Annotated in this window: 22 protein-coding genes; 17 read left to right on the forward strand and 5 right to left on the reverse strand. The window is 64.6% G+C overall.

Annotated elements, in window-relative coordinates:
- The coding region (locus RT662_RS12800; RefSeq protein WP_313671090.1) for an acyl-CoA carboxylase subunit beta at positions 1-1,257 on the reverse strand (1,257 nt) is incomplete at its 3' end.
- Between the two features lie 360 nt (positions 1,258-1,617).
- Here RT662_RS12800 and RT662_RS12805 point away from each other — a divergent pair.
- From RT662_RS12805 to uvrA, 4 genes are all read left to right on the forward strand, one after another.
- Entirely contained in the window at positions 1,618-2,382 is a 765-nt protein-coding gene (locus RT662_RS12805) for a helix-turn-helix transcriptional regulator (RefSeq protein WP_313671091.1), read from the forward strand.
- 95 nt (positions 2,383-2,477) lie between these two features.
- Positions 2,478-2,834: a hypothetical protein gene (locus RT662_RS12810; protein ID WP_313671092.1), complete on the forward strand. Its 357-nt coding sequence runs from the start codon at positions 2,478-2,480 to the stop codon at positions 2,832-2,834.
- Between the two features lie 82 nt (positions 2,835-2,916).
- A complete protein-coding gene (locus tag RT662_RS12815; protein ID WP_313671093.1) occupies positions 2,917-3,330 on the forward strand; it encodes a hypothetical protein in 414 nt (137 codons plus the stop codon).
- 202 nt (positions 3,331-3,532) lie between these two features.
- On the forward strand, positions 3,533-6,445 hold the full coding sequence (gene uvrA / locus RT662_RS12820; RefSeq protein ID WP_313671094.1) for an excinuclease ABC subunit UvrA: 2,913 nt from the start codon (positions 3,533-3,535) through the stop codon (positions 6,443-6,445).
- A gap of 4 nt (positions 6,446-6,449) precedes the next feature.
- Here the strand turns inward: uvrA and RT662_RS12825 are convergent, their stop codons facing one another.
- Together RT662_RS12825 and RT662_RS12830 are read right to left on the reverse strand one after the other, a co-directional pair.
- Positions 6,450-7,010, reverse strand: coding sequence for a hypothetical protein (locus tag RT662_RS12825; protein ID WP_313671095.1), 561 nt, complete (start codon positions 7,008-7,010; stop codon positions 6,450-6,452).
- A complete protein-coding gene (locus RT662_RS12830; RefSeq protein WP_313671096.1) occupies positions 7,007-7,951 on the reverse strand; it encodes a sterol desaturase family protein in 945 nt (314 codons plus the stop codon). Before RT662_RS12830 ends, RT662_RS12825 begins: the two co-directional genes overlap by 4 nt.
- Before the next feature lie 91 nt (positions 7,952-8,042).
- Here RT662_RS12830 and RT662_RS12835 point away from each other — a divergent pair, with 91 nt between their 5' ends.
- Both RT662_RS12835 and RT662_RS12840 read left to right on the forward strand, forming a co-directional pair.
- The gene (locus RT662_RS12835) at positions 8,043-8,924 is read left to right on the forward strand and encodes a LysR family transcriptional regulator (RefSeq protein WP_313671097.1); all 882 of its coding nucleotides are present in this window, start codon (positions 8,043-8,045) and stop codon (positions 8,922-8,924) included.
- Between the two features lie 364 nt (positions 8,925-9,288).
- Complete coding sequence (locus RT662_RS12840) at positions 9,289-10,815, forward strand: hypothetical protein (RefSeq protein ID WP_313671098.1); 1,527 nt, start codon at positions 9,289-9,291, stop codon at positions 10,813-10,815.
- A 16-nt stretch (positions 10,816-10,831) separates the two neighbouring features.
- Here the strand turns inward: RT662_RS12840 and RT662_RS12845 are convergent, their stop codons facing one another.
- A complete protein-coding gene (locus RT662_RS12845) occupies positions 10,832-11,704 on the reverse strand; it encodes a MipA/OmpV family protein (RefSeq protein ID WP_313671099.1) in 873 nt (290 codons plus the stop codon).
- A gap of 188 nt (positions 11,705-11,892) precedes the next feature.
- Between RT662_RS12845 and RT662_RS12850 the strand changes: the two genes are divergently transcribed.
- The 6 genes from RT662_RS12850 to ftsY are packed head-to-tail and all read left to right on the forward strand — an operon-like array spanning position 11,893 to position 15,639.
- Positions 11,893-12,141, forward strand: a complete 249-nt coding sequence (locus tag RT662_RS12850; RefSeq protein ID WP_313671100.1) for a YdcH family protein — start codon at positions 11,893-11,895, stop codon at positions 12,139-12,141.
- Positions 12,138-12,452, forward strand: coding sequence for a TraR/DksA C4-type zinc finger protein (locus RT662_RS12855; protein ID WP_313671101.1), 315 nt, complete (start codon positions 12,138-12,140; stop codon positions 12,450-12,452). Before RT662_RS12850 ends, RT662_RS12855 begins: the two co-directional genes overlap by 4 nt.
- A gap of 41 nt (positions 12,453-12,493) precedes the next feature.
- Positions 12,494-13,081, forward strand: a complete 588-nt coding sequence (gene pdxH / locus RT662_RS12860) for a pyridoxamine 5'-phosphate oxidase (protein ID WP_313671102.1) — start codon at positions 12,494-12,496, stop codon at positions 13,079-13,081.
- On the forward strand, positions 13,081-13,914 hold the full coding sequence (locus RT662_RS12865; RefSeq protein ID WP_313671103.1) for a PhzF family phenazine biosynthesis protein: 834 nt from the start codon (positions 13,081-13,083) through the stop codon (positions 13,912-13,914). The genes pdxH and RT662_RS12865 overlap by 1 nt, the downstream gene beginning before the upstream one ends.
- A 10-nt stretch (positions 13,915-13,924) precedes the next feature.
- Positions 13,925-14,728, forward strand: a complete 804-nt coding sequence (dapF, locus tag RT662_RS12870) for a diaminopimelate epimerase (RefSeq protein WP_313671104.1) — start codon at positions 13,925-13,927, stop codon at positions 14,726-14,728.
- A complete protein-coding gene (gene ftsY / locus RT662_RS12875) occupies positions 14,725-15,639 on the forward strand; it encodes a signal recognition particle-docking protein FtsY (protein ID WP_313671105.1) in 915 nt (304 codons plus the stop codon). Before dapF ends, ftsY begins: the two co-directional genes overlap by 4 nt.
- A gap of 32 nt (positions 15,640-15,671) precedes the next feature.
- On the opposite strand, the gene RT662_RS12880 is transcribed toward ftsY, so the two are convergent.
- Positions 15,672-17,927, reverse strand: a complete 2,256-nt coding sequence (locus tag RT662_RS12880) for an EAL domain-containing protein (RefSeq protein ID WP_313671106.1) — start codon at positions 17,925-17,927, stop codon at positions 15,672-15,674.
- A gap of 317 nt (positions 17,928-18,244) precedes the next feature.
- Between RT662_RS12880 and ffh the strand changes: the two genes are divergently transcribed.
- From ffh to rplS, 5 genes are all read left to right on the forward strand, one after another.
- Positions 18,245-19,735 carry a signal recognition particle protein gene (gene ffh, locus RT662_RS12885; RefSeq protein WP_313671107.1) on the forward strand — a complete coding sequence of 497 codons (1,491 nt, stop codon included), beginning with the start codon at positions 18,245-18,247 and terminating at the stop codon, positions 19,733-19,735.
- Between the two features lie 36 nt (positions 19,736-19,771).
- Entirely contained in the window at positions 19,772-20,323 is a 552-nt protein-coding gene (gene rpsP / locus RT662_RS12890; RefSeq protein WP_313671108.1) for a 30S ribosomal protein S16, read from the forward strand.
- A 12-nt stretch (positions 20,324-20,335) separates the two neighbouring features.
- Entirely contained in the window at positions 20,336-20,824 is a 489-nt protein-coding gene (rimM, locus tag RT662_RS12895) for a ribosome maturation factor RimM (protein WP_313671109.1), read from the forward strand.
- 10 nt (positions 20,825-20,834) lie between these two features.
- Complete coding sequence (gene trmD, locus RT662_RS12900; RefSeq protein WP_313671110.1) at positions 20,835-21,566, forward strand: tRNA (guanosine(37)-N1)-methyltransferase TrmD; 732 nt, start codon at positions 20,835-20,837, stop codon at positions 21,564-21,566.
- A gap of 1 nt (position 21,567) precedes the next feature.
- Positions 21,568-21,889, forward strand: a 322-nt coding sequence (rplS, locus tag RT662_RS12905; RefSeq protein WP_313671111.1) for a 50S ribosomal protein L19, incomplete at its 3' end; no start/stop codon positions are given.

A 21,889-nucleotide genomic window follows, 5' to 3' on the forward strand; every position in this document is an offset into this window, starting at 1 on the left:
GCGATCGGCCGGCGCGTGGCCGCTGCCCGCCATGCCATAGGCCTTGCGCATCACCACGCACGCCCAGGGTACGGATGATTGATATATGGCAGCTAAGGCCCTGGAACCCCAACGGATTGTGGCCTCTTCCTCCGCCCGCCGCCCGATCAGGAAACCGGGATTATCAACCAGCTGGATGATCGGCAGATGGAATGTATCCGCCAGATCGACCATGCGTTCGACCTTGCGCGCGGTGGCGGCCGTCCACAGCCCGCCCAGACTTTCCGGGTTGGAGGCGACGATCGCCACCGGCCAGCCATCCAGCCGCGCCAGGCCCGTCACCACGCCGGTGCCCCACTCCCGCCCGATCTCGAACCAACTGCCCTTATCAACCACCGCTTCCACGATCGGCCGCACCGGATAGAGCCGGCGCGGATCGCGCGGCACCGCGCCGATCAGCCATTCATCAGCCCTGTCCGCCGGATCGCGGCAGGCCGCGCGGGCCGGCAGTTCCTCCACCGACGATGGCAGATAGGAAAGGAACCAGCGTGTGCGGGCATAGGCTTCGGCCTCGCTCGCCACCCGATCATCCACGGCGCCATTAGCGGCATGGATCGCCGCACCGCCCAGTTCCTCCTTGGTGCGATGCTCCCCGGCAGCGGCAACCACCGGCGGGCCGGCGACGAACATCTGCGCCAACCCATCCACCAGCAGCGAATAATGCGCCATCACCATCCGGCCGGCGCCCAGCCCGGCCACCGGCCCCAGGCCAAGCGCCACCACCGGCACCTTGCTCAAATTGGCTGTCATCAACTCCCAGCCGGGAATTTCGGGGATATAGGTGTAACCGGCGCTTTCCAGCGTGCGCACGCTGCCGCCGCCGCCGGTGCCTTCGATCATGCGGATCAGCGGCAGGCGATATTCACTGGCCAGCTGTTCCGCTGCAATCAGCTTGCGGTGCAGGCTGGCATCAGCTGCGCCGCCGCGCACGGTGAAATCGTCGGCCGTCGCCACCACCGGCCGGCCATCGATCGTGGCGTTGCCAAACAGGAAATTGGCGGGCTGGAACCCGGTCATCTCGCCGGCGTCATCATAACGGGCAAAACCGGAAAGCTCGCCCACCTCGTGGAAGCTGCCGGGATCAACCAGCGCCGCCAGCCGCTCGCGCACGTTCAATTTGCCCTGGTCGCGCTGGCGCGTGAGTTTCTCCGGCCCGCCCATGCCATGCGCAGCAATGCGGCGGCGACCAAGCTCATCAATCTCTGATTCCCAGCCCATCAGCCTATCAAGCCCCATCTCAATCATTGATAAGTCAGCATCGTGACAGGCCTTACCAACGCTTGAAAGCCCATGTTTGGAGAGGCTGGCCGGGCGTGAGTCGATTCTTCGGGTGATTCGCTGTCGAGCGGGATTCGCTGGGGTTGGTGGCAGGGTTTGACGCTTTATCCCAACAAACCTTGCCAAACCCCTGCAAAATGGTTTATGTTCGTTACATTGTGGCATTCAGTCGCCATCAAAACGTGTGTTTTGCCTTGTTTCCCTTGAGGGAAAGGCACATAAATCAGGTTGGTTCTCGTGTCGCATGGGGTCGCGGCTATGCTGAGTGGTCGAATTTCAAACAATATCGGGGGTGCGGGCGTGGCAACGCTTGACTTTGCCGCCTTCCAGTCACTGTGTTCTATTGTGGCAACACGGCAAGACCCAGATAGCCCGCGCAACCCGCGCGTGACGCTTTTGACCGATGCGGAGCGCGATTGCCTCCGCCTTGTTTTCCAGCACATGACCAGCAAGGACATCGCGCGCCAGCTCGGTGTGTCGCCGCATACCGTTGATATGCGGCTGCGCCAGGCCATACGGAAGCTTGAGGTCACCAACCGGATCGAGGCTGCCCGCGCCCTCGTCCACACCGAGATTCTCCTTGGTATCGCCCAGCCCGTCGCTGATAACAGCACCGGCGATGCGTATCAGGAATTGATATACCAAGCTTCGGAGATTGCTGACGACGCGAAATCAGCGACGATTGGGGCACCGGCTTCTCAGGATCCGGGTGCAGCCTCCAATCGTTCCAGCGACCCCAATCAGCTAGAACATGGATCCCTCGCAAGCACGCTGCACCCAACCTCTGGCAGGCTGGATGTTGGTCCATCAGGTGGCTCCCTCGCCCAACCCGGTGCATCACCAGGCAATATCGCTTCGGCGACGCTTGCAACGGATTGGCCGGGCATTGCAGCCCCCGACCCTGGCATTGGTGCCCGGCCATTCCACTCCACACGTCCGTGGGGCCAGAAGAATGATCTCGGGATCGGCCAAAGGCTTGGCTGGATCATGGGGATCGCCATGGCCTCTGCGCTGAGCTTCGGCGGCATTCTCGCTGCTTTGGCTGCATTAAAGACACTCGTTTAGAGCTTCCGGAACCAGTTGCGTGGCGTCCGGAAGGGCGTCTAACCAACTGGCTGCGCGTATCAGCCGCCAGTTCTTTTCTCAAAAAGGATTGTGCTATGCTGAAAGAACGCCGTATCGCCGCGAACAAGGTTGCCGAGCAACTGTTCGCCGCTGAAGCCGCCATCAACGCCGCCGTGTCGGCCGTGGCCCAACTCACCGCCGTCATGCCGATGGCCGCCCAGGAAGCCAATCTGGCCGCCTGCATCGGTCAGGACGCCCTGATGGGTGCCATGGAAACCTGCCAGCAGCTGGTTCAGGCCCGTTCGCGCATCATCGCCACCCACGCCGCCCTGCGCGCCGCGCAGACCCAGATCGGCCTCGACGCCGTGAACTTCATGGGCAACTGCCCGCCCGAAGAAGCCCGCCTCGACGAGACGGTCGCTCCGCGCCGCCACCTCACCATCGCGGCATGATCCAGGCAAGCGCCTTTTTCAGCTGAAACTTGGTTGCCGGCGCCGATGCGTCAGCCACCGCTTCTCGTCTGGAGTATGGACGATGTTTCTTGAAATTCTCGCTGTTGTCACCGTTGTCGCTGCGGCGCTGCTGGCCTTCGGGTTTGGCGGTCGTGACGAACAACTGGCCGCGATCGGCTTCCTGGCCGCCACGCTCGCCACCCGCATGATCACCGCCGAATATCAGCACGTGGAATATGGCGTGCTGGCGGTGGACTTCGGTCTGCTGCTCGGCCTGCTGGCCCTGGCGCTCACCAGTGATCGCTTCTGGCCGATGTATGCCACGGCGTTCCAGCTGGTCGGCCTGTTGGTCCACATTGGCAGCCTCACCTCTGCTGGTGGCGGCATGGCCTGGGCCTATGCGGTTGGCCTGATCTTCTGGTCCTACGCGGTGATCGCGGCGCTGCTCGCCGGTACGTGGCTGGAAGGCCGCAACCGACGGTTGGCAGGGCTGTAAGCCACTGTTCTTTCTTCGCTCTATCAACGCTTGGTAGAGCTTCGCATGGCACGGCCACCCCCGGCTTGATCGGGGGTGGCTCTGCCGTGTTTCGCGTTGACCTTCCCCGCGACAGCGCCGCCCTTGCCCTTCCCGCCTGCGCCTCGTAACCCCGGATCAAGCCGGCTTGCACGGCCTGAACAAATGTGGAACATACGGGCTCATGCTGAACCATATCCAGGTGCGCGGTGCGCGGGAGCATAATCTGAAAGGGGTGGACGTCGATCTGCCCAAGAACGCGCTCACCGTGATCACCGGCCTGTCCGGTTCCGGCAAGTCGTCCCTCGCCTTTGATACCATCTATGCCGAAGGCCAGCGGCGCTACGTGGAATCGCTGTCCGCCTACGCCCGCCAGTTCCTGGAGATGATGTCCAAGCCGGACGTGGACCATATCGAGGGCCTGTCGCCGGCGATCAGCATCGAGCAGAAGACGACGAGCAAGAACCCGCGCTCCACCGTCGCCACCGTTACCGAGATCTACGACTATATGCGCCTGCTGTGGGCGCGGGTCGGCGTGCCCTATTCGCCTACCACCGGCCTGCCGATCACGGCGCAGACTGTCAGTCAGATGGTCGATCGCGTCATGGCGCTGCCGGAAAACACCCGCCTCTATTTGCTCGCCCCCATCGTGCGCGGCCGCAAGGGCGAGTATCGCAAGGAACTGGCGCAGCTGCAGAAAGACGGCTTCACCCGCGTGAAGATCGACGGCGAGTTCTACGCCATCGAGGAAGCCCCGGCGCTCGACAAGAAATACAAGCACGACATCGACGTGGTGGTGGACCGGTTGGCGGTGAAGGAAGGCCTTGAGTCCCGCCTCGCCGAAAGCTTCGAAACCGCGCTGAAACTGGCCGAAGGCCTCGCCTTCGTCGAACTGGCCGACGCGCCCGCCGATGCACCGGAAGGCGAGCGCCGCATCCTCTTCTCCGAAAAATTCGCGTGCCCGGTCTCCGGCTTCACCATCTCCGAAATCGAACCTCGGCTGTTCTCCTTCAACGCCCCACAAGGCGCCTGCCCGGCCTGCGACGGCCTGGGCGAAAAACAGCATTTCGATCCCGATCTGATCGTCCCCAACCATGCGCTCACGCTGGAAAAGGGTGCCGTTGCGCCATGGGCCAAGTCCAACCCGCCCTCGCCCTATTATCTGCAGGTGCTGGCCAGCATCGGCCGCGCCTATGGCTTCACCCTGAAAAGCAAATGGTCCGATCTGTCGGATGAAGCCGCCCGCGCCGTGCTCTATGGCACTGGCAGCCGCGCCATCCCGCTGCGCTTCGAAGATGGCCGCAAGGCCTATGAGGTCGTCAAAACCTTCGAAGGCGTCGTCCGCAACCTCGAAAAGCGCCTCAATACCGAAAGCACCATGATCCGCGAGGAGCTGGAGCGCTACCAGTCCCCCTCTCCTTGCGAAGTCTGCCACGGCGATCGCCTCCGCCCCGAAGCGCTCTCCGTCAAGATCGCCGGCGAAACCATCTCCACCGCCGTCCGTCGCCCCGTCGGCCAGGCGCTGAAATGGGCGCGCGGCGTCGCCGATCACCTCACGCCCAAACAACGCGCCATCGGCGATCGCATCCTGAAAGAGATCACCGAACGCCTCGGCTTCCTCGACAATGTCGGCCTCGATTATCTCAACCTCGATCGCAAATCCGGCACGCTTTCGGGCGGCGAATCCCAGCGCATCCGCCTCGCCTCGCAGATCGGTTCCGGCCTGTCCGGCGTGCTCTATGTGCTCGATGAACCCTCCATCGGCTTGCACCAGCGCGACAATGATCGCCTGCTCACCACGCTGAAACGCCTGCGCGATCTGGGCAACACCGTGCTGGTGGTGGAACATGATGAAGACGCCATCCGCCTCGCCGATTATGTGGTCGATATGGGCCCTGGCGCCGGCGTCCACGGCGGCGAAGTCGTCGCGGCCGGCAGCCTGCAGGATATTCTCGACAGCCCCACCAGCATCACCGGCGCCTATCTGTCCGGCCGCCGCTCCATCCCCGTCCCGGCCAAGCGCCGCAAGGGATCGGGCAAGAAACTCACCGTCAAGAACGCCCGCGGCAACAATCTGCAAGGCGTCACCGCCAGCATCCCGCTCGGCACCTTCACCTGCATCACCGGCGTGTCGGGCAGCGGCAAATCCACCTTCACCATCGATACGCTCTACAACGCCGCCGCCCGCGAACTGAACGGCGCCCGGCTGCTCGCCGCCCCACACGATGGCCTCGATGGGCTGAACCACCTCGACAAGGTGATCGACATCGATCAATCCCCCATCGGCCGCACCCCGCGCTCCAACCCCGCGACCTATACCGGCTGCTTCACCAACATCCGCGATTGGTTCGCCGGCCTGCCGGAATCGCTCGCCCGCGGCTACAAACCCGGCCGCTTCAGCTTCAACGTCAAAGGCGGGCGCTGCGAAGCCTGCTCGGGCGACGGCCTGATCAAGATCGAAATGCACTTCCTGCCCGATGTCTATGTCACTTGCGACGTCTGCCACGGCCACCGCTACAACCGCGAAACCCTGGAAGTGAAATTCAAGGGTAAATCCATCGCCGACGTCCTGGACATGACGATCGAAGACGGCGTGGAGTTCTTCAAGGCCGTGCCGCCCATCCGCGAAAAACTGGCCATGCTGCTCGAAGTCGGCCTCGGCTACGTCAAGATCGGCCAGCAGGCCACCACCCTGTCCGGCGGCGAAGCCCAACGCGTCAAACTGGCCAAGGAACTCTCCCGCCGCGCCACTGGCAACACGCTCTACATCCTCGATGAACCCACCACCGGCCTCCACTTCGAAGACGTCCGCAAACTCCTCGAAGTCCTCCACGCCCTGGTGGAACAAGGCAACAGCGTCGTCGTCATCGAACATAATCTCGACGTGATCAAAACCGCCGACCACATCATCGATCTCGGCCCCGACGGCGGCGACAAGGGCGGCCAGATCGTGGCGACCGGAACGCCAGAAACAGTGGCCGCGTGCGAGGCCAGCTGGACCGGGAAATATCTGGCGCCGCTGCTCGCCGCATCCCCGCGCGCCGTGGAGGAAGAAACCGCCGCGCCCGTGAAGCGCGCGCGCAAAGCGAAGGCCTGAAGCCTCAGCGTGCCCGCAGCCGCGGAATGACAACGACGGCCAGCAGCAACAACCACAGGGCGACCGCCAGGTGGAACAGATGCCAGGCCAACGCCGGATGAGCCGCGCGCAGCGGATCCGTAGCGAGCCGCCCGATTAGAAGCACGGTGAAACTGGCCGCAACCAGTCGCGCCTGTTTGTCGGCGGCACGATACGCCAGCCATGCTCCCACCAAGGTGAGCGCCAAAAAGGTCGGCACCATCGCGCCGGGGATGAGCACGGCCAATATGCCCGCCGCACCGCCCACAACCGGCGCCAGCCAAGGGGTTCGGGCGGCCATCACGCCAACCATGCAGCCGAGCCCGAACACCGCGCCGGCTCGCGACAGGAACTGGTGAACCAGTTCGAAGTCGCCAGCCAGGCCAGCGCTGATCCTGATGGTGCCCACCAGGGCCGCGAGCATGAAGGGCGCAATCCCCACGGCCCACCAGGCGTTGATCCGCGCGGTTCGGGCCATCGCAAATGCGCCGGCCGCCACCACCACCGCTTCAGTCACGGCGAAATGCTGAGGCAGCAGCGCACTCATTCGGCGGGCACCGCGCTGCTGCCCGCCCGGCGGCGGGCGTCCGGGGCAAAGCCGGCTGCGGCCCGGATGGATTGGGTCGTCTCGCGCGATCCATCATGGCTCCAGCCCGGCGGCGCAAACACATAGGCCAGCCGCTGCCACCAGCGCAGATCACGCTGGCTGGCGTCACGGGCAATGCCAACATATTCGTGTGTCAGCACAGTCACCGGGTTGAGCGTGTCGAGCTGCTTGACCAGGCCATAGATGGGCGGATCATCGGCGCGCTCGGCCTCGAACGTGCCGAACAACCTGTCCCAAATGATCAGCGTGCCGGCATAATTCGCATCGAGATAGCGCGGGTTGGTGCCGTGGTGCACGCGATGGTGCGATGGCGTGTTGAAGATGGCTTCGTACCAGCGCGGCATCCTGTCGATCGTTTCGGTGTGCAGGAAGAACTGGTAGGTCGCATTCAGCACCCCGCAAAACGTGACCATGATCGGATCGAAGCCAACCAGCACCAGCGGGATCTTGAGCATCATCGTGCCGGTGAAATGCTTGGTCCAAGATTGGCGCAAGGCAATCGGCAGATTATAATTCTGGCTGGAATGGTGGACGACATGCATCGCCCACACCCAGCGCACCCGGTGCGCAATCCGGTGGTGCACATAAAAGCGCAGATCATCCAGCACGAAACACAACAGGAAGGTCGCCCAGGTCACCGGGATGGTGGCGATCTGGAAGGGTTCCACCGCCGCCAGCGCGCCCAGGGTGATGAACGCAGTGGCAGCATTCGCCGGCTCGCTCAAGAAGCCCATCGCGATACTCACCCCGCTGTCCTTGAGCGGGGTCTTGCCCTTGCGGTGGAACAGCCGGATGGCGATCTGTTCAACCGCAATCATCGCCAGGAACGCAAGCGCGGAAAACTGGACGATGTTGGAACGCACGAACTCCATCGCGGTCATCGGACTCTCCCCCAAAGCACGCCTATTGGTTAGGTGGTCCGGTTGTGGACAACAATTGAGTTATTCTGCCTCATTATGTAGATAATGGAACATGTCGCTCGATCTCGTCCTGATCCGCCGGTTTGAAGCCGTCGCCCGCCTCGGCAGCTTTTCCGCCGCGGCTGACGAAGTTGGCGTCACCCATTCAGCGATGACCAAGAGCATCCGGACGCTCGAAGAACTGTGGGGTGTCCGCCTGTTCGAACGCACAACCCGTTCCGTGGTGCCAACAGCCGCCGGCCGGCGCCTGATCGAACTGGCGCCCGAACTGCTGACCCATGCCGAAGAAAGCAAGGCCCGCGTGCTGGCCGCCGGGCGCCGCCTGTCGATCGTGTGCGGCCCGGCCATCCTTGAAAGCTTCATCCCCGCCGCACTCTCCGCCTTCGCCCACAGCCACAAGGGCATCGGGGTAGAGGTGGAATATCTGCCGCCCGATATGGCCGTCCAACGCCTGCAGCAACGCCGCGCGCAACTGCTGCTCTATCATTCTGGGTCGCTCGCGGCCTTTGCCGGCCGGCGCGACCTCAAGATTCAACCGGTTATCGAAGAACCCTATCATCTCCTCTGCGGGCCCACCCACCCCGCAGCAACCAACCGCGACGCAGATGCCCTGCTCCGGCATGATTGGGCCATCGCCGGTTTTGATCCGGGCTTTGCCGCCAATCTGGCACCCGATCGCCGCGAAGCCCTGCAACGTTCCGGCTTTCCGCGTTTTCGCCTGTCGAGCCAGAAAGCCTGTGTGGACCTGGCGCGGCACGGCCTGATCGTGACGATGGCGCCGCGCTCGGGCGCGCTGAAGGCCTGCACGGAAGGCGGCCTGATTTGTTATGAAGTGCCGGGCATCGCCCCGTTCACCCTCGCCGCCATGACTCTCGCTGATGTGCCGGATCAGGCGGCAGCCGATTTCATCAACATATTGTGTGGCAACAAATGATGCGAAAGATCCGGCAGGATTGAAACCGGGGCCACAGGTTCCAGCTGAAGCGATCGCCAGGCCCCGACGGCGACGACAAGACGGCCAATTGGTCATGGCCGGCACATCCATCGTGGTTGCAGCGTGCGAAGGGAGCTGGACCGGCGCTTATCTCACCCTTCACTGCCCGCTTTCCTTCATGCGATGGCAATAAATCCCGCCGCGCCGGTGAAGCAGCGACGCCAGGCCTTGGGCTGAAGAAGCAAGTGGAACCGTCCCTTCCGCACACATGCTCCAAGTGATTCGCAAATCATAAACTCTTCGCGTGTACATACAGTCTCGCGATTGGGGTCGCTGGAACGGTTAGAGTGCAGGAGAACTGCGCATGGCCGTTGCAGATATGCGATTGTTGGTGAGGGTGAGCATGCAGATTGGCGAATTGCTGGTGGCGGCGGGGTTGGTCACCCAGGCGCAGATTGCGCAGGCGGTTGATCGCCAGCACGAGGCGGGCGGCCGTTTGGGGCCGAACCTGGTGGCGATGGGGGCGATTTCGGCCGAGGCGCTGGCGCAGTTCGTGGATGGTGTGCCGGTGGAGCCCTCTACGGTGGCGGAAACGGGCCTGCCCGAGGCGTTTCTGATCGATCTGATGTTGAAGTTCCTGTTTGTCGGCACGGCGGAGACGACGGCTGACTTGAGTGGCGCGTTGCGCTTGCCGCCGGGGCTGGTGACGGAGTTGCTGGAGGCGGCGACGCGCGGGCAGCTGGTGGCCGCGCTCGGTTCCATTGGCGGCGGCCAGTTGGGCATGCGTTTTGAGTTGACCGATACCGGCAAGGCGCGGGCGCGTGAGGCGATGGCGCGGTCCAGCTATACCGGGCCGGCACCGGTGCCGCTGGAAATCTATGCCCATTGGATCGAGCGGCAGAAGGTGACCAACGAGATCATCGACTGGAACGGCATGCGCCGCGCCTTTGATGGGCTGGAAGTGGCCGATGAACTGGTGGAGAAACTGGGCCCGGCGATCACCATGGGCCGCGCCTTGTTGATGTATGGCCCGCCCGGCAACGGCAAGACGTCGGTGGCACAGCGGCTTGATCGCGTGTTCCGCAATGTGATCCACATTCCCTATGCCGTGCTGGTCGAAGGCCAGGTGATGACGGTGTTCGATCCCGATGTGCATCTGCCCGTGCCGGGCGGCGTGCAGTCCGGGCCGCGCCTGGTTACCTCGCTGTACCGGGATGAGGCCGATGGCCGGTTCGTGCCGTGCCGCCGCCCGTTCATCGTGACGGGTGGGGAATTGACGCTGGAGATGCTCGATCTGAAGCATGAGGCCGGCGGCAATTTCTATACCGCGCCGTTGCACATGAAGGCGGCGGGCGGCGTGTTGCTGATCGACGATTTCGGCCGCCAGATGGTATCGCCCACCGCGCTGCTCAACCGCTGGATCGTGCCGCTGGAAAACCGGGTGGATTATCTGAAGCTGGCCACCGGCAAGAGTTTCCGGGTGCCGTTCCAGACGGTGGTGATCTTCTCCACCAACCTGGCGCCGGCCGATCTGATGGACCCGGCGTTCCTGCGCCGCATTCCGTACAAGCTGGAGATTGGCCCGCCCTCCCCCGAAGCCTGGCGGCGGATTTTCAAGAGCGTGGCGGCGGCCAACGGCATCGAGGCGGACGATGGCCAGATCCGCGCGATCGAGCATGATCTGACTGTGACGCAGGGGCTTGATCTGGCCGCCTATCAGCCGCGATTCCTGATCGAACAGATCGTCGCTTCGTCCCGCTTCAAGGCGCAGCCGCCGGCGCTGCACCGCGAACTGGTGAGCCTGGCGCTGGCCAATCTTACCGTGGGCCGCAGCCCCGGTGGCGGCGACGGCGTTGGGATGGGCAGCGGATCATTGGCCAGAGTCGCCTGAGGCGTGGCTGAAGCGGTTAGTTGAATCCGAACCGCACGCCGTAGCTGAGGCCCACTGAAACCTGATCGCGCTGGCCACGCTGGCGGATGAGTGAGGAATCCGCCACCACATCGCCCAGGCGATCATAGCTGGTGAACAGGGTGAGCGCGCCATTTTTGCCGAAGCGGCCCAACGGCTTGGTGAGCGCACCGGAGACGCCGGCAGAGATCAGGCCGGACCAGGTGGTGAAGGCCGGCAGGCCGGTGGCACGGGCTTGAGCGGCGGTGACGCCGAAATAGGTGTTGGAATAATCGCTGTCGGCCCAGGTGGCGCGCAGGGAGAGGTTCCACAACAGGCTGGCGTCCTTTTTGCGGTCGCTCCAGCCGATGATGGTATCGGCGATCAGGCCATCGTGGCCGCCGGTGCCCTGCCGCACTTCGGCACGCAGGCGCAGCTTGCCACCCGCCAGGCTTTTCTGGGCAAAACCGCCGAATTCGCCGGCCAGGCCAACATCGCCCATGCCGCGCAGCGCCGTGGAGCCGCCGGTGATGAGGAAGGGAGAGCCGCCGGTGTTTTCCTGCCGGCCAAAGCGCAGCTTGGCGAGCGGGCCGATCTTCCACCCATCCTGGTTGACCGCGTTCCAGCCCAGGCCATCGGGAACGGAGAGAAAGACGGCATCCTTATAATTCAGGCGCAGATCGGGGAAGATCGACAGGCCGTGATCCCGGCTGCCCTGCCACACGGGCGCTACGATGGGGGCGAGGCCAAGGCCGAGGGTCCAGGCCTTTGGCGCGGGTGGGCGTTGGGCCTGGGCGCCCTGAAGGGTGGTGGGGACGCCGGGCGCCGGGCCTTGCTGGGCAAAGGCGGGGGTTGCGGTGATCAGGATCAGGGCGGCAGCGGGTCGGATCATCGGGGGCCTCTGGCGGGGGATGGGGTGGGCTTGCGATAGCGGGATTGTTACGGAACCGCAATGTTCTCGTGCCGCCAGCCGCCGTTAGCAGCCCGGCACATTCCGGCAGCAGATACGCAATCGCCACGATGGGAAGCGGAACCAAGGCGGCCCACATTGGTTGCAAGACAAACCCTTGGGAGCACCACATGAGCCATCTGCCGCAGGATCTTCACGACATCTTTCCCGCCGCCACCGACCAGTTGCGGCACCTGAAGGAGACGGACCGGCATTTCCGCACTCTGGCTGACCGCTATGCCGTGCTGGATGATGAAATCCGCCGCAGCGAGACGGGTGTGACCCCGGCGATGGACGATGCGCATGCGGAAGGCCTGAAAAAGGAACGGCTGGCGCTGCTTGATCAGATTGCCGCCATCCTGGAAGGAGAAAAGGCATGAATGTCAACGAGATCGCTGTCACTCTGCGGGGACGCTTGGCCGAAGTGCATGCCGAAATCGCCCGACTGGAACAGGCCACCATCCAACCGCTTTCGGCCAAGTTTGCCGATCAGGCCAATGATCTGGAGGAACTGGCAACCAACGAGGGCATGGAAGTGCAGCACATCCACGAGGCCGAGCAGATATTGGCAGCGCTGGCCCGCATCGAGACTGGCCATTATGGCGAATGCGAAGTGTGCGGCGGCGATATCGCCCCTGCCCGCCTGGCCGCCCTGCCCACGGCGACGCGCTGCATCAAGTGCGCGGCATAACCACAGGTGACAGGGGGCAACGGGGCGGCTAACCACCGGCCATGAACCTGTTGCCCCACACTGCTCCGTTTGCCCGTTTCGGCGAATGGCTGGCCGCCGCCGAAGCGGCAGAGCCCAATGATCCCAATGCAATGGCGGTCGCGACGGCAACGCCGGATGCAGCTCCATCCTTGCGCGTCGTGCTGCTGAAGGCGTGGGATGAACGCGGCTTTGTGTTCTACACCAATCTCGACAGCCAGAAGGGCAGCGAGTTGGCGGCGAACAGCCAGACGCATCTGAATTTCCATTGGAAATCGCTGCAACGCCAGGTGCGCATCGGCGGCCGCGCCGAACTGGTGAGCGATGCGGAGGCCGACGCCTATTTCGCCACCCGCCCGCGCGAATCCCAACTGGGCGCCTGGGCCAGCCTGCAGAGCCGGCCTTTGCCCGACCGCGCCACCTTCGAAGCCCGCCTCACCGATATGGCCGCGCGCTTCCCGGCCGAAGTGCCACGCCCGCCGCGCTGGAGCGGGTGGCGCGTGGTGCCGGAACGCATTGAGTTTTGGCAGGCGCGCGATGGCCGCTGGCACGAACGCGAAGTGTTCTGGCGCAAGGCAGATGGCTGGCACTTCGGGCTGGTCTATCCCTGATGCGCCTGCCGTTCACGCAAGTTGATGCCTTTGCCCATGAGGCCTTCACCGGTAATCCGGCGGCGGTGATGTTTCTTGAGCGTTGGCTGCCGGATAACGTGCTGCAAGGCATCGCGGCCGACAATAATCTTTCTGAAACGGCGTTCCTTGTGCCGCACGACGGCGCGGAGGCCGATTTCGAGTTGCGCTGGTTTACGCCCAAGCTGGAGGTCGCGCTGTGCGGCCACGCAACGCTGGCCAGCGGTCATGTCGTTCTGGACGCGCTGCCCGATTTGCCGGTGGCCCGTTTTCTCACCCGCCAGGCTGGCCTGTTGACCGTTGCCCGCGATGGCGATGCGCTGGCGATGCGCTTGCCGGCCTGGCCCGCGGATCGGCCGGTGACTCAGGCGGAGGAAGGCGCCGTCTCCGCCGCACTCGGCACCCTGCCGGTGGAAGTGTGGGCGCGCGGCCACGATTATCTGGTGGCGGTGTTCGATTCTCCGGATGAAGTCCGCAGCTTGCAGCCTGATTTTGCCGCGATCCTGGCACTGGCGCCGGGCGTGGACCTGATGCTGATCGCCACCGCGCCGGGCGAGGATACTGATGTGCTCTCCCGCGTGTTCGTGCCGGCCTGCGGCGTGGATGAAGACCCGGTGACTGGCAGCGCCCATGCCGTGATCGCGCCGTTGTGGGCGGCCCGCTTTGGCCGGCCATCGTTCACCGCGTTGCAGGCCAGCGCCCGCGGCGGGCGGCTTGCATGCCGGGTGGAAGGCGCGCACGTCATTCTTTCCGGCAAGGCGCGCACCGTGATCCGCGGCGAGTATGACTTGCCGGATGCTGCCCTGAACGGCTAACGCCGGGTGCATGACGCACTTCATCAAGATGCACGGGTTGGGAAATGATTTCCTCGTGCTTGATGCACGCGAACAGCCGATTGCGCTGAGCGCGGCGCAGGTGCGTGCGCTGGCCAATCGCCACACCGGTATCGGTTTTGATCAGTTGATCCTGATTGAACCCAGCGCCAGCGCCGATGTGCGGCTGCGCTTCTGGAACAGTGATGGCGGTGAAGTGGCCGCATGCGGCAACGGCAGCCGGGCCGCAGCAGCCTTGCTCGGCGGGCAGCACCGCATTGAAACCGCGGGCGGCATGCTGGACAGCAACGCCTGTGCTGGCGGTGCCGAGGTGGACATGGGCGCACCGCGATGGGACTGGGACGCGGTACCGCTGGCCTATCCGATGGACACCGGCAACCTGCCGCTGGCGTGGGAGGAACTCGAACATCCGGTCGCGCTGTCGGTGGGCAATCCGCACGTGGTGTTCTTCGTGGCGCAGGCGGCGGCGGTGGAACTGGAACGCATTGGCCCCATCATCGAACATGATCCGGTGTTTCCGGAACGGGTCAACGTGGGCATCGCCCAGGTGGCGGCCCGCGATCATCTGATCCTGCGTGTGTGGGAACGCGGCGCCGGCGCAACATTGGCCTGCGGCACCGGCGCTGTGGCGGCGGTGGCCGCAGCGCAGCGGCGCGGACTGGTGGATCGGGCGGTGCGTGTGTCCCTGCCCGGCGGCGACCTGAGCGTGACGCGGCGCGACGATGGCCACCTGCTGCTCGCCGGGCCCGCCGTGATTGCCTATACCGGCGATGTTGATCTGGAGCGTTTCGCATGAGCTGGCTGGGGAAGCTGACGCAAGGCCTGGCGAAATCGACCAAGCGCCTCGCAGACAATATCACCGGCCTCGCCACCGGCACGCTGCCGCTGGACGATGAGCGGCTCGACGAGATCGAGGAAGCGCTCATTGCCGCCGATCTTGGCCCGGCCGTGGCGGGCCGCATTCGCGAACGGCTTGCCGATCAGAAGTTCGCCAAGGGGATTGATGAAGCCGGCATCCGCACGGTGGTGGCCGAGGAAGTGGAAAAAGTGCTGGCGCCGGTTGCCCTTCCACTGGCCATCACGCGCCGGCCGCAGGTCGTGCTGGTGGTGGGCGTCAACGGCAGCGGCAAGACGACAACCATCGCCAAGCTGGCCCGCCTGTTCAAGGCGCAAGGCAAATCGGTCATGCTGGCCGCCGGCGACACCTTCCGCGCCGCTGCCATCGCCCAGCTGAAGATCTGGGCCGATCGTGTGGGCGTGCCAATCGTGGCCGGCGAACAGGGCGGCGACGCGGCCGGCTTGGCCTTTGATGCCGTCAAGCGCGCGATGGACGAAGGCATCGACGTGCTGATCATCGATACCGCTGGCCGCCTTCAGAACAAGGCCGGCCTGATGGATGAGCTGGCCAAGATGAAGCGCGTGATCGGCAAGCTGGATCCCAGCGCGCCGCACGATGTGCTGCTGGTGCTTGATGCCACTACCGGCCAGAACGCCTTGTCTCAGATCGAGGTGTTCGGCCAGGTGGCGGGTGTGACCGGGCTGGTGATGACCAAGCTGGATGGGTCAGCCCGCGGCGGCATGCTGGTGGCCGCTGCCGAAAAATTCAAACTGCCCATTCACGCCATCGGTGTCGGCGAAGGCATGGACGATCTGCAACCCTTTGACGCCGGCGACTTTGCACGGGCCCTCGCCGGCGCCGAGGACTGACCCAGGGAAAAGGGCAGGCTGCGCTGCCTGCTCTAGCTCGCCGCGCGCAGCCGCAGCCCAGCATTTGCCGCTGCTTCGGCGTTGGCGATGGCTTCGGGAATGCGATTGGCCGGCACCGGCGGTGACAGCGCAAAGCCCTGCACCCGGTGAATGCCGGCGGCGCGGGCCAGTTCCAGCTCTTCGCGGCTTTCCACCCCTTCGGCCACCAGCATCAGGTCCATCGAATGGCCCAGGCTGGCAGCAACCCGGAAGATATCGGCCGCTGCGGCCTGGCCGGGCGCGCCCGACAGCAGCGAGCCGGAGATCTTCAGGGCGTTGATTGGCAGCCGGCGCAAGCGATCGAGCGAAGAGAAACCGGCGCCGAAATCATCCATCGCCACGCCCACGCCCAGCTTGATCAGCCGTTCGATATTGCTGCGGCAGGCGTCTTCATCGGTCATCAGCGCGGTTTCGGTGACTTCCAGCGCCAGGCGGTGCGGCGGCAGGCCGGCGTTTTCCAGTTCGGCCAGCACTTCATCCACCATTCCGGGCAGGCGCAGATCGTGCACGGAGGCATTGATCCACAGGTTCATGGTTTGGGGCATAGCGGCAATCACGGCAGCGGCCTGTTCCAGCACCAGGCGACGCAGCGTGCCGACCAGGCCACGGGCTTCGGCGATGCGTACCAGTTCGGCAGGCGCCACCGCTTCACCGCCATCGGGCTGCCAGCGCGCCAGCGCCTCCAGCGCCACCACCCTGCCGGATTCAAGATCGATAAGCGGTTGATAGGCGACATCGATGTTGCCGGCGCGCAGGGCCGATCGCACGCGTGAATCCACCCCGGCGTTGCGGGCCGAAAGCAGTTTCAATTCCGGCGTGAACAGGCAGATGTGGCTGCCGGGATGGCCTTTGGCCGACAGCAGCGCCAGATCGGCGGCGCGCAGCAGCTCTTCGCCGGCAATGCCATTGGTCGGGCTCAACGCCACTCCAACGGCGGCGCCGACCTGAATTTCGGCATCACCGAACCGCGCCGGCTGATCCACCGCATCGATCAGCAGGCGGGCCAGCGCCAGTGCGCCCTCTTCATCATCGCTTTCGGCCAGGATGGCGAATTCATCACCACCCATGCGGCTGGCAAACAGGCTGGGATCGGCGGTACGCAACCGGAACCCGACCCGCGTGATGACACGATCGCCCATGGCGTGGCCATAACGGTCGTTCACCTGCTTGAAGCCATCCAGATCGACGATCATCAGGGCAAAGGTGCTGCCCCTGAGCAGTCGCTGATCCAGTTCTTCCATGAACGCGCGGCGGTTGGGCAGCCCCGTGACCGGGCAACGGCGGATCTCGCGGTTGAGTTCAGCAATGGCGTTATGCTCGCCGGTGCTGTCGCGCATGACCGTTACCCACCCGCCACCGGGCACCGGCTGGCATTCCAGATCGACCACCCGATTGTCGTTCAGATGCAAGGCGGCGTTGAACGGCTGGCGCATGTCCACCAGCATCGTGGCATGGCCCAGAAACTCTGCGCGGTTGGTGGCCGCAGTCTGCAAGTTTGGCGCATCGGCCAGCATTTCGGCAAAAGTGGGCGGATTGGCCGGATCGATCGGCTCCACACCCAGCAGCGCCATCGCGCTGCTGTTCATGGCAACCACCTTCGTGGCCGCATCCAGGATGGTGATGGCCTGGCTCAGCGTCTGCACGGCGGTTTCAAGCCGTTGCCGTTCCGCCGCCTGCGCTTCGCGTGCCAGCATCAATTCGGTGTGAGCGGCATAGCCACTGCGGGCCATCGACACGCACAGCAGCCCGAACACCAGCACGCCAACGCCGGCACCCACTCCCCACGGCGCGGGCCAGAAACGGATGAGTGCAACGCCAATCGGCAAGCTGATGGCCGGAAACTGCACCAGCGCAATCAGCGGCCGTACCTGCCCGGTGCCATTGGCCGTCCCCAGAACCGCCAGCCCCAGCATCACCACCACCGCCTGCACCACAAAGGGCGAAGGCCGGCTGAGCACGGCGAAGACAATGCCGCCCAGGCCGACCGTCACGATGATGGAGCCCAGCACAAAGCGGGATTCCACCTCGCCAAGATCAATGTCTGGCCCAGGTTCGCGCACGGCGTGGCAGGCGAAGATAACAAAGGCGATACCGGCCAGAACCAGCCCGGCAAAGAACAGGGCCGGCAGGCTCTGCACGGTGAGCGCGGTGGCGATTGCCAGCATGGCGGCCACCGGCCCGGCAAGAGCCAACGGCAGGAAGAAACTGCCCAGATCGCGGGTGAGTTCGGCTTGCAGGGATGCTGGCAATGGCGCGCCCAGAACCCGTCTGGCCAACCGAAGCGGCCAGTTGCGGCGCCCGGGCGCCTCGGAAAAGTTTCTGCTTGTTTCCAACATGCAATCACGAAGATGTAACATGGGTTCGCAAGGCTGGATAGCGGCCCGTTGCCGTGGATGAAAACCCGGCTTGCCCACGGTGCTTGACCGCCCTGCCCCATACGCTTAAGGAGGCGGCGGCTTCCGGGAGGAGGCCATGCGTCCGAGGATGCACGCCGGCCAGCGAGTTTTCGCCCGCCGGCGCGTTTCCATTTGGAAGCAAATGGGTTTTTCGAAAGGGCCTCAGGGCTTTGTTTGACAGTCTTTCCGAACGCCTTGGCGGCATTTTCGAGCGGTTGCGTGGTCGTGGCGCGCTGACCGAGATCGATGTGCGTGCCGCCATGCGCGAAGTGCGCGTGGCGCTGCTGGAAGCCGATGTCGCCCTGCCCGTCGTCAAGGATTTCATCGAGAACGCCACCCAGCGCGCGATCGGCGCCGAAGTCATCAAGTCGGTCACGCCCGGCCAGCAGGTCGTCAAGATCGTCAATGATTGCCTGGTTGAACTGCTCGGCGGCGAGGATGAGCCGACCCCGCTGAAGATCGCCGTCACCCCGCCCGCCGTGGTGATGATGGTCGGCCTACAGGGTTCGGGCAAGACGACCAGCAGCGCCAAGCTGGCCAGCTGGCTTTCGACGCGTGAGCGCAAGAAGGTGATGATGGCCAGCCTGGACGTCGCCCGTCCGGCCGCCCAGGAACAGTTGCGCGTGCTGGGTGAACAGACCGGCATTGCCACCCTGCCGATCATCGCCGGCCAGACGCCGGTGCAGATCGCCGAACGCGCCCGGCAATCGGCGCGCCTGCAGGGCTTTGACGTGGTGGTGCTCGATACCGCCGGGCGCCTGGGTGTCGATGAAGCGCTGATGGCCGAAATGGCCGCGATTGCCACCGCCACCACGCCCGACGAAATCCTGCTGGTGGTGGACAGCCTCACCGGCCAGGACGCCGTGAATGTCGCCGCAGCCTTCAAGGAACGCGTGGCGCTGACCGGTGTGATCCTCACCCGCATGGACGGTGATGCCCGTGGTGGCGCCGCGCTTTCGATGCGCAGCGTGACCGGCGCGCCGATCCGCTTTGCCGGTGTCGGCGAAAAGCTGGACGCGCTCGAACTGTTCGACGCCCGCCGTGTGGCTGGCCGCATTCTGGGCATGGGCGACATCGTCGGCCTGGTGGAAAAGGCCGCCGCCAATTTCGAAGCCGATCAGGCCGAGAAGATGGCGGAAAAGCTGGCCAAGGGCCAGTTCGACATGGACGATCTGCGCCAGCAACTGGCCCAGATGAAGAAGATGGGCGGGCTTTCCGGCCTGGCCGCGATGATGCCGGGCATGGGCGCCGCCAAGAAGGCGATGGATTCAGGCGCGATCGCCCCCAAGCTGCTCGACCGGATGGAAGCGATCATCCTGTCGATGACGCCCAAGGAACGCACCAAACCGGAAATCCTCACGGCCAAGCGCAAGATCCGCATTGCCAATGGCTCCGGCACCACGGTGCAGGATGTCAACAAGGTGCTGAAGATGCACCAGGAAATGGCCAATGCCATGAAGCGCCTGAAGAAGATGGGCGGCATGAAGGGCATGATGAAAATGCTGGCCGGCATGGGCGGAATGCCCGGTGCCGACGGCGCGGCTCCGGCGGGCGGCGAAGGCCCCGGCGGCGCCATCGATTTGGGGGCAGTTGGCCGCATGTTCGGCCGCCCCGGCATGGGCAGCCTGCCGCCCGGCTTCAACAAGTTTGGCAGAAAATAACCGCAATCACCTGAATGAACTGAAGGAAAAGTACCAATGGCTATCTCGATCCGTCTCGCCCGTGGTGGCATGAAGAAGCGTCCGTTCTACCGCATCGTCGTTTCCGACAGCCGCAGCCCGCGCGATGGCAAGTTCCTGGAAAAGCTGGGCACCTACAACCCGCTGCTGCCGAAGGATTCGGCCGAGCGCGTGAAGCTGGACACCGATCGCGCTGCCTATTGGCTGGGCGTTGGCGCGCAGCCGACCGATCGCGTTGCCCGCTTCCTGGACGCCGCCGGCCTGCGCACCCGCGCTGCCCAGAACAACCCGAAGAAGGGTGAGCCGGGCGCCAAGGCCAAGGAACGCATCGAAATGGCGGCCCAGAAGGCTGCTGAAGCCGCCGAAGCCGCTGCCGCTGCCGAAGCCGCCGAAGCCGCTGCCGCTGCTGAAGCTGCTGCTGCCGAAGCTGCTGCTGCCGAAGCTGCTGCTGCTCCGGCCGTCGAAGAAGCCCCGGCTGAAGAAGCACCGGTTGAAGCTGCTGCTGAAGAAGTGGCCGCCGAAGAAACGCCGGCCGCCGAAGCTGCTGCCGACGACGAAACGGCCGCTTAAGGCACGCGCGCAATGGCGGCCGATCAGATCGTGCTGGCCGCCATTGCCGGCGCCCATGGCATCCGCGGCGAGGTGCGGCTGAAGCTGTTCACCGACGACGCGCAATCCCTGGCCCGTCACGCCCGCTTCGATGCGGGCGGGCGGGCTTTGGTTTTGGCGGCAATCCGCGCCGACAAGCCGGGCACCGCCATCGCCCGTTTCGAAGGCGTGACCGATCGCAACGTGGCGGAATCGCTGCGTGGCCTCACCCTCACCGTTCTCCGCACCGCCCTGCCGACGCTGGACGAGGGCGAATATTATGTTGCCGATTATCTTGGCCGCAGCGTGGTGGATGAAACCGGCGCGACCGTTGGCACCGTGAAATCCATCGAGAATTTCGGCGCCTCCGACATCCTCGACATCGCGCTGGCGAGCGGCGGCACGGTGATGGTGCCCTTCGTCGCCGATGTGGTGCGCGAGGAGGCGGACCGGCTGATTGTTGACCGCGCGTGGTTGGCGTGACTGGGCTCGCATGAGCTGGCGGGCGACAATCCTGACGCTCTATCCCGAGATGTTCCCCGGCCACCTGGGCCAAAGCATCGCCGGCCGAGCGCTTTCCGAAGGCATCTGGGCTTGCAACGCCGTCAACATCCGCGATTTCGCCACGGACAAGCATCGCACTGTCGATGACACACCGGCCGGCGGCGGCCCGGGCATGGTGCTGAAAGTGGACGTGCTCAGCGCCGCCATCGATGCGGTGGCCGATGGCCGGCCCGTGCTGGCGATGACGCCGCGCGGAAAGCCGCTCACCCAGGCCCGCGTGCGCGAACTCGCCGCCGGCCCCGGCGCCATCATCCTGTGCGGACGTTTCGAGGGTTTTGACGAGCGCATCTTCCAGCGTCGCGCCATCGAGGAAGTCTCGATTGGCGACTATGTGTTGTCTGGCGGCGAGGTGGCCGCGCTGGTGGTGATGGATGCTTGCGTGCGGCTGCTGCCCGGTGTAATGGGCGCGGCTTCCAGCGGTATCGAGGAAAGCCACGAAAGCGGCCTGCTCGAACATCCGCATTATACCAGGCCCCCCGAATGGGAAGGCCTGGCGATCCCCGAAGAGTTGCGATCGGGGGATCACGCACGCATCGCCAAATGGCGGCGCGCGCGGTCCAATATGGACACACGGTCAAGGCGGCCGGATCTGTGGGATCATCATGGGGATGATCGGGTCCAACCGCCCTCTGGCGCGCGACAACAGAAGAAAGAGGAATGAGATGAATCTCATCCAGCAGCTCGAAGCCGAGCAGATTGCCAAGCTGACCGAGAAGCGCAGCATCCCGCAGTTCCGCGCCGGCGACACGCTGCGCGTCGGCGTGCGCGTTGTTGAAGGCGAACGTACCCGCGTGCAGAACTACGAAGGCGTGTGCATCGCGCGTTCGAACCGCGGCATCAACTCGTCGTTCACCGTGCGCAAGATCAGCTTCGGCGAAGGCGTGGAGCGCGTGTTCCCGCTGTACAGCCCGAGCATCGAAGCCATCGAAGTCGTCCGCCGCGGTGTCGTTCGCCGCGCCAAGCTTTATTATCTGCGTGGCCGCA

The organism is Sandarakinorhabdus sp. (assembly GCF_032115815.1).
Taxonomy (GTDB): Bacteria; Pseudomonadota; Alphaproteobacteria; order Sphingomonadales; family Sphingomonadaceae; genus Sandarakinorhabdus.

What these genes read in the sequence shown, in the direction of transcription:
- RT662_RS12810 (WP_313671092.1), top strand. Translation starts at nt 2,478, where the DNA reads ATGCTGAAAGAACGCCGTATCGCCGCGAACAAGGTTGCCGAGCAACTG.
- RT662_RS12815 (WP_313671093.1), top strand. Translation starts at nt 2,917, where the DNA reads ATGTTTCTTGAAATTCTCGCTGTTGTCACCGTTGTCGCTGCGGCGCTG.
- uvrA (WP_313671094.1), top strand. Translation starts at nt 3,533, where the DNA reads ATGCTGAACCATATCCAGGTGCGCGGTGCGCGGGAGCATAATCTGAAA.
- RT662_RS12825 (WP_313671095.1), bottom strand. Translation starts at nt 7,010, where the DNA reads ATGAGTGCGCTGCTGCCTCAGCATTTCGCCGTGACTGAAGCGGTGGTG.
- RT662_RS12830 (WP_313671096.1), bottom strand. Translation starts at nt 7,951, where the DNA reads ATGACCGCGATGGAGTTCGTGCGTTCCAACATCGTCCAGTTTTCCGCG.
- RT662_RS12835 (WP_313671097.1), top strand. Translation starts at nt 8,043, where the DNA reads ATGTCGCTCGATCTCGTCCTGATCCGCCGGTTTGAAGCCGTCGCCCGC.
- RT662_RS12840 (WP_313671098.1), top strand. Translation starts at nt 9,289, where the DNA reads ATGGCCGTTGCAGATATGCGATTGTTGGTGAGGGTGAGCATGCAGATT.
- RT662_RS12845 (WP_313671099.1), bottom strand. Translation starts at nt 11,704, where the DNA reads ATGATCCGACCCGCTGCCGCCCTGATCCTGATCACCGCAACCCCCGCC.
- RT662_RS12850 (WP_313671100.1), top strand. Translation starts at nt 11,893, where the DNA reads ATGAGCCATCTGCCGCAGGATCTTCACGACATCTTTCCCGCCGCCACC.
- RT662_RS12855 (WP_313671101.1), top strand. Translation starts at nt 12,138, where the DNA reads ATGAATGTCAACGAGATCGCTGTCACTCTGCGGGGACGCTTGGCCGAA.
- pdxH (WP_313671102.1), top strand. Translation starts at nt 12,494, where the DNA reads ATGAACCTGTTGCCCCACACTGCTCCGTTTGCCCGTTTCGGCGAATGG.
- RT662_RS12865 (WP_313671103.1), top strand. Translation starts at nt 13,081, where the DNA reads ATGCGCCTGCCGTTCACGCAAGTTGATGCCTTTGCCCATGAGGCCTTC.
- dapF (WP_313671104.1), top strand. Translation starts at nt 13,925, where the DNA reads ATGACGCACTTCATCAAGATGCACGGGTTGGGAAATGATTTCCTCGTG.
- ftsY (WP_313671105.1), top strand. Translation starts at nt 14,725, where the DNA reads ATGAGCTGGCTGGGGAAGCTGACGCAAGGCCTGGCGAAATCGACCAAG.
- rpsP (WP_313671108.1), top strand. Translation starts at nt 19,772, where the DNA reads ATGGCTATCTCGATCCGTCTCGCCCGTGGTGGCATGAAGAAGCGTCCG.
- rimM (WP_313671109.1), top strand. Translation starts at nt 20,336, where the DNA reads ATGGCGGCCGATCAGATCGTGCTGGCCGCCATTGCCGGCGCCCATGGC.
- trmD (WP_313671110.1), top strand. Translation starts at nt 20,835, where the DNA reads ATGAGCTGGCGGGCGACAATCCTGACGCTCTATCCCGAGATGTTCCCC.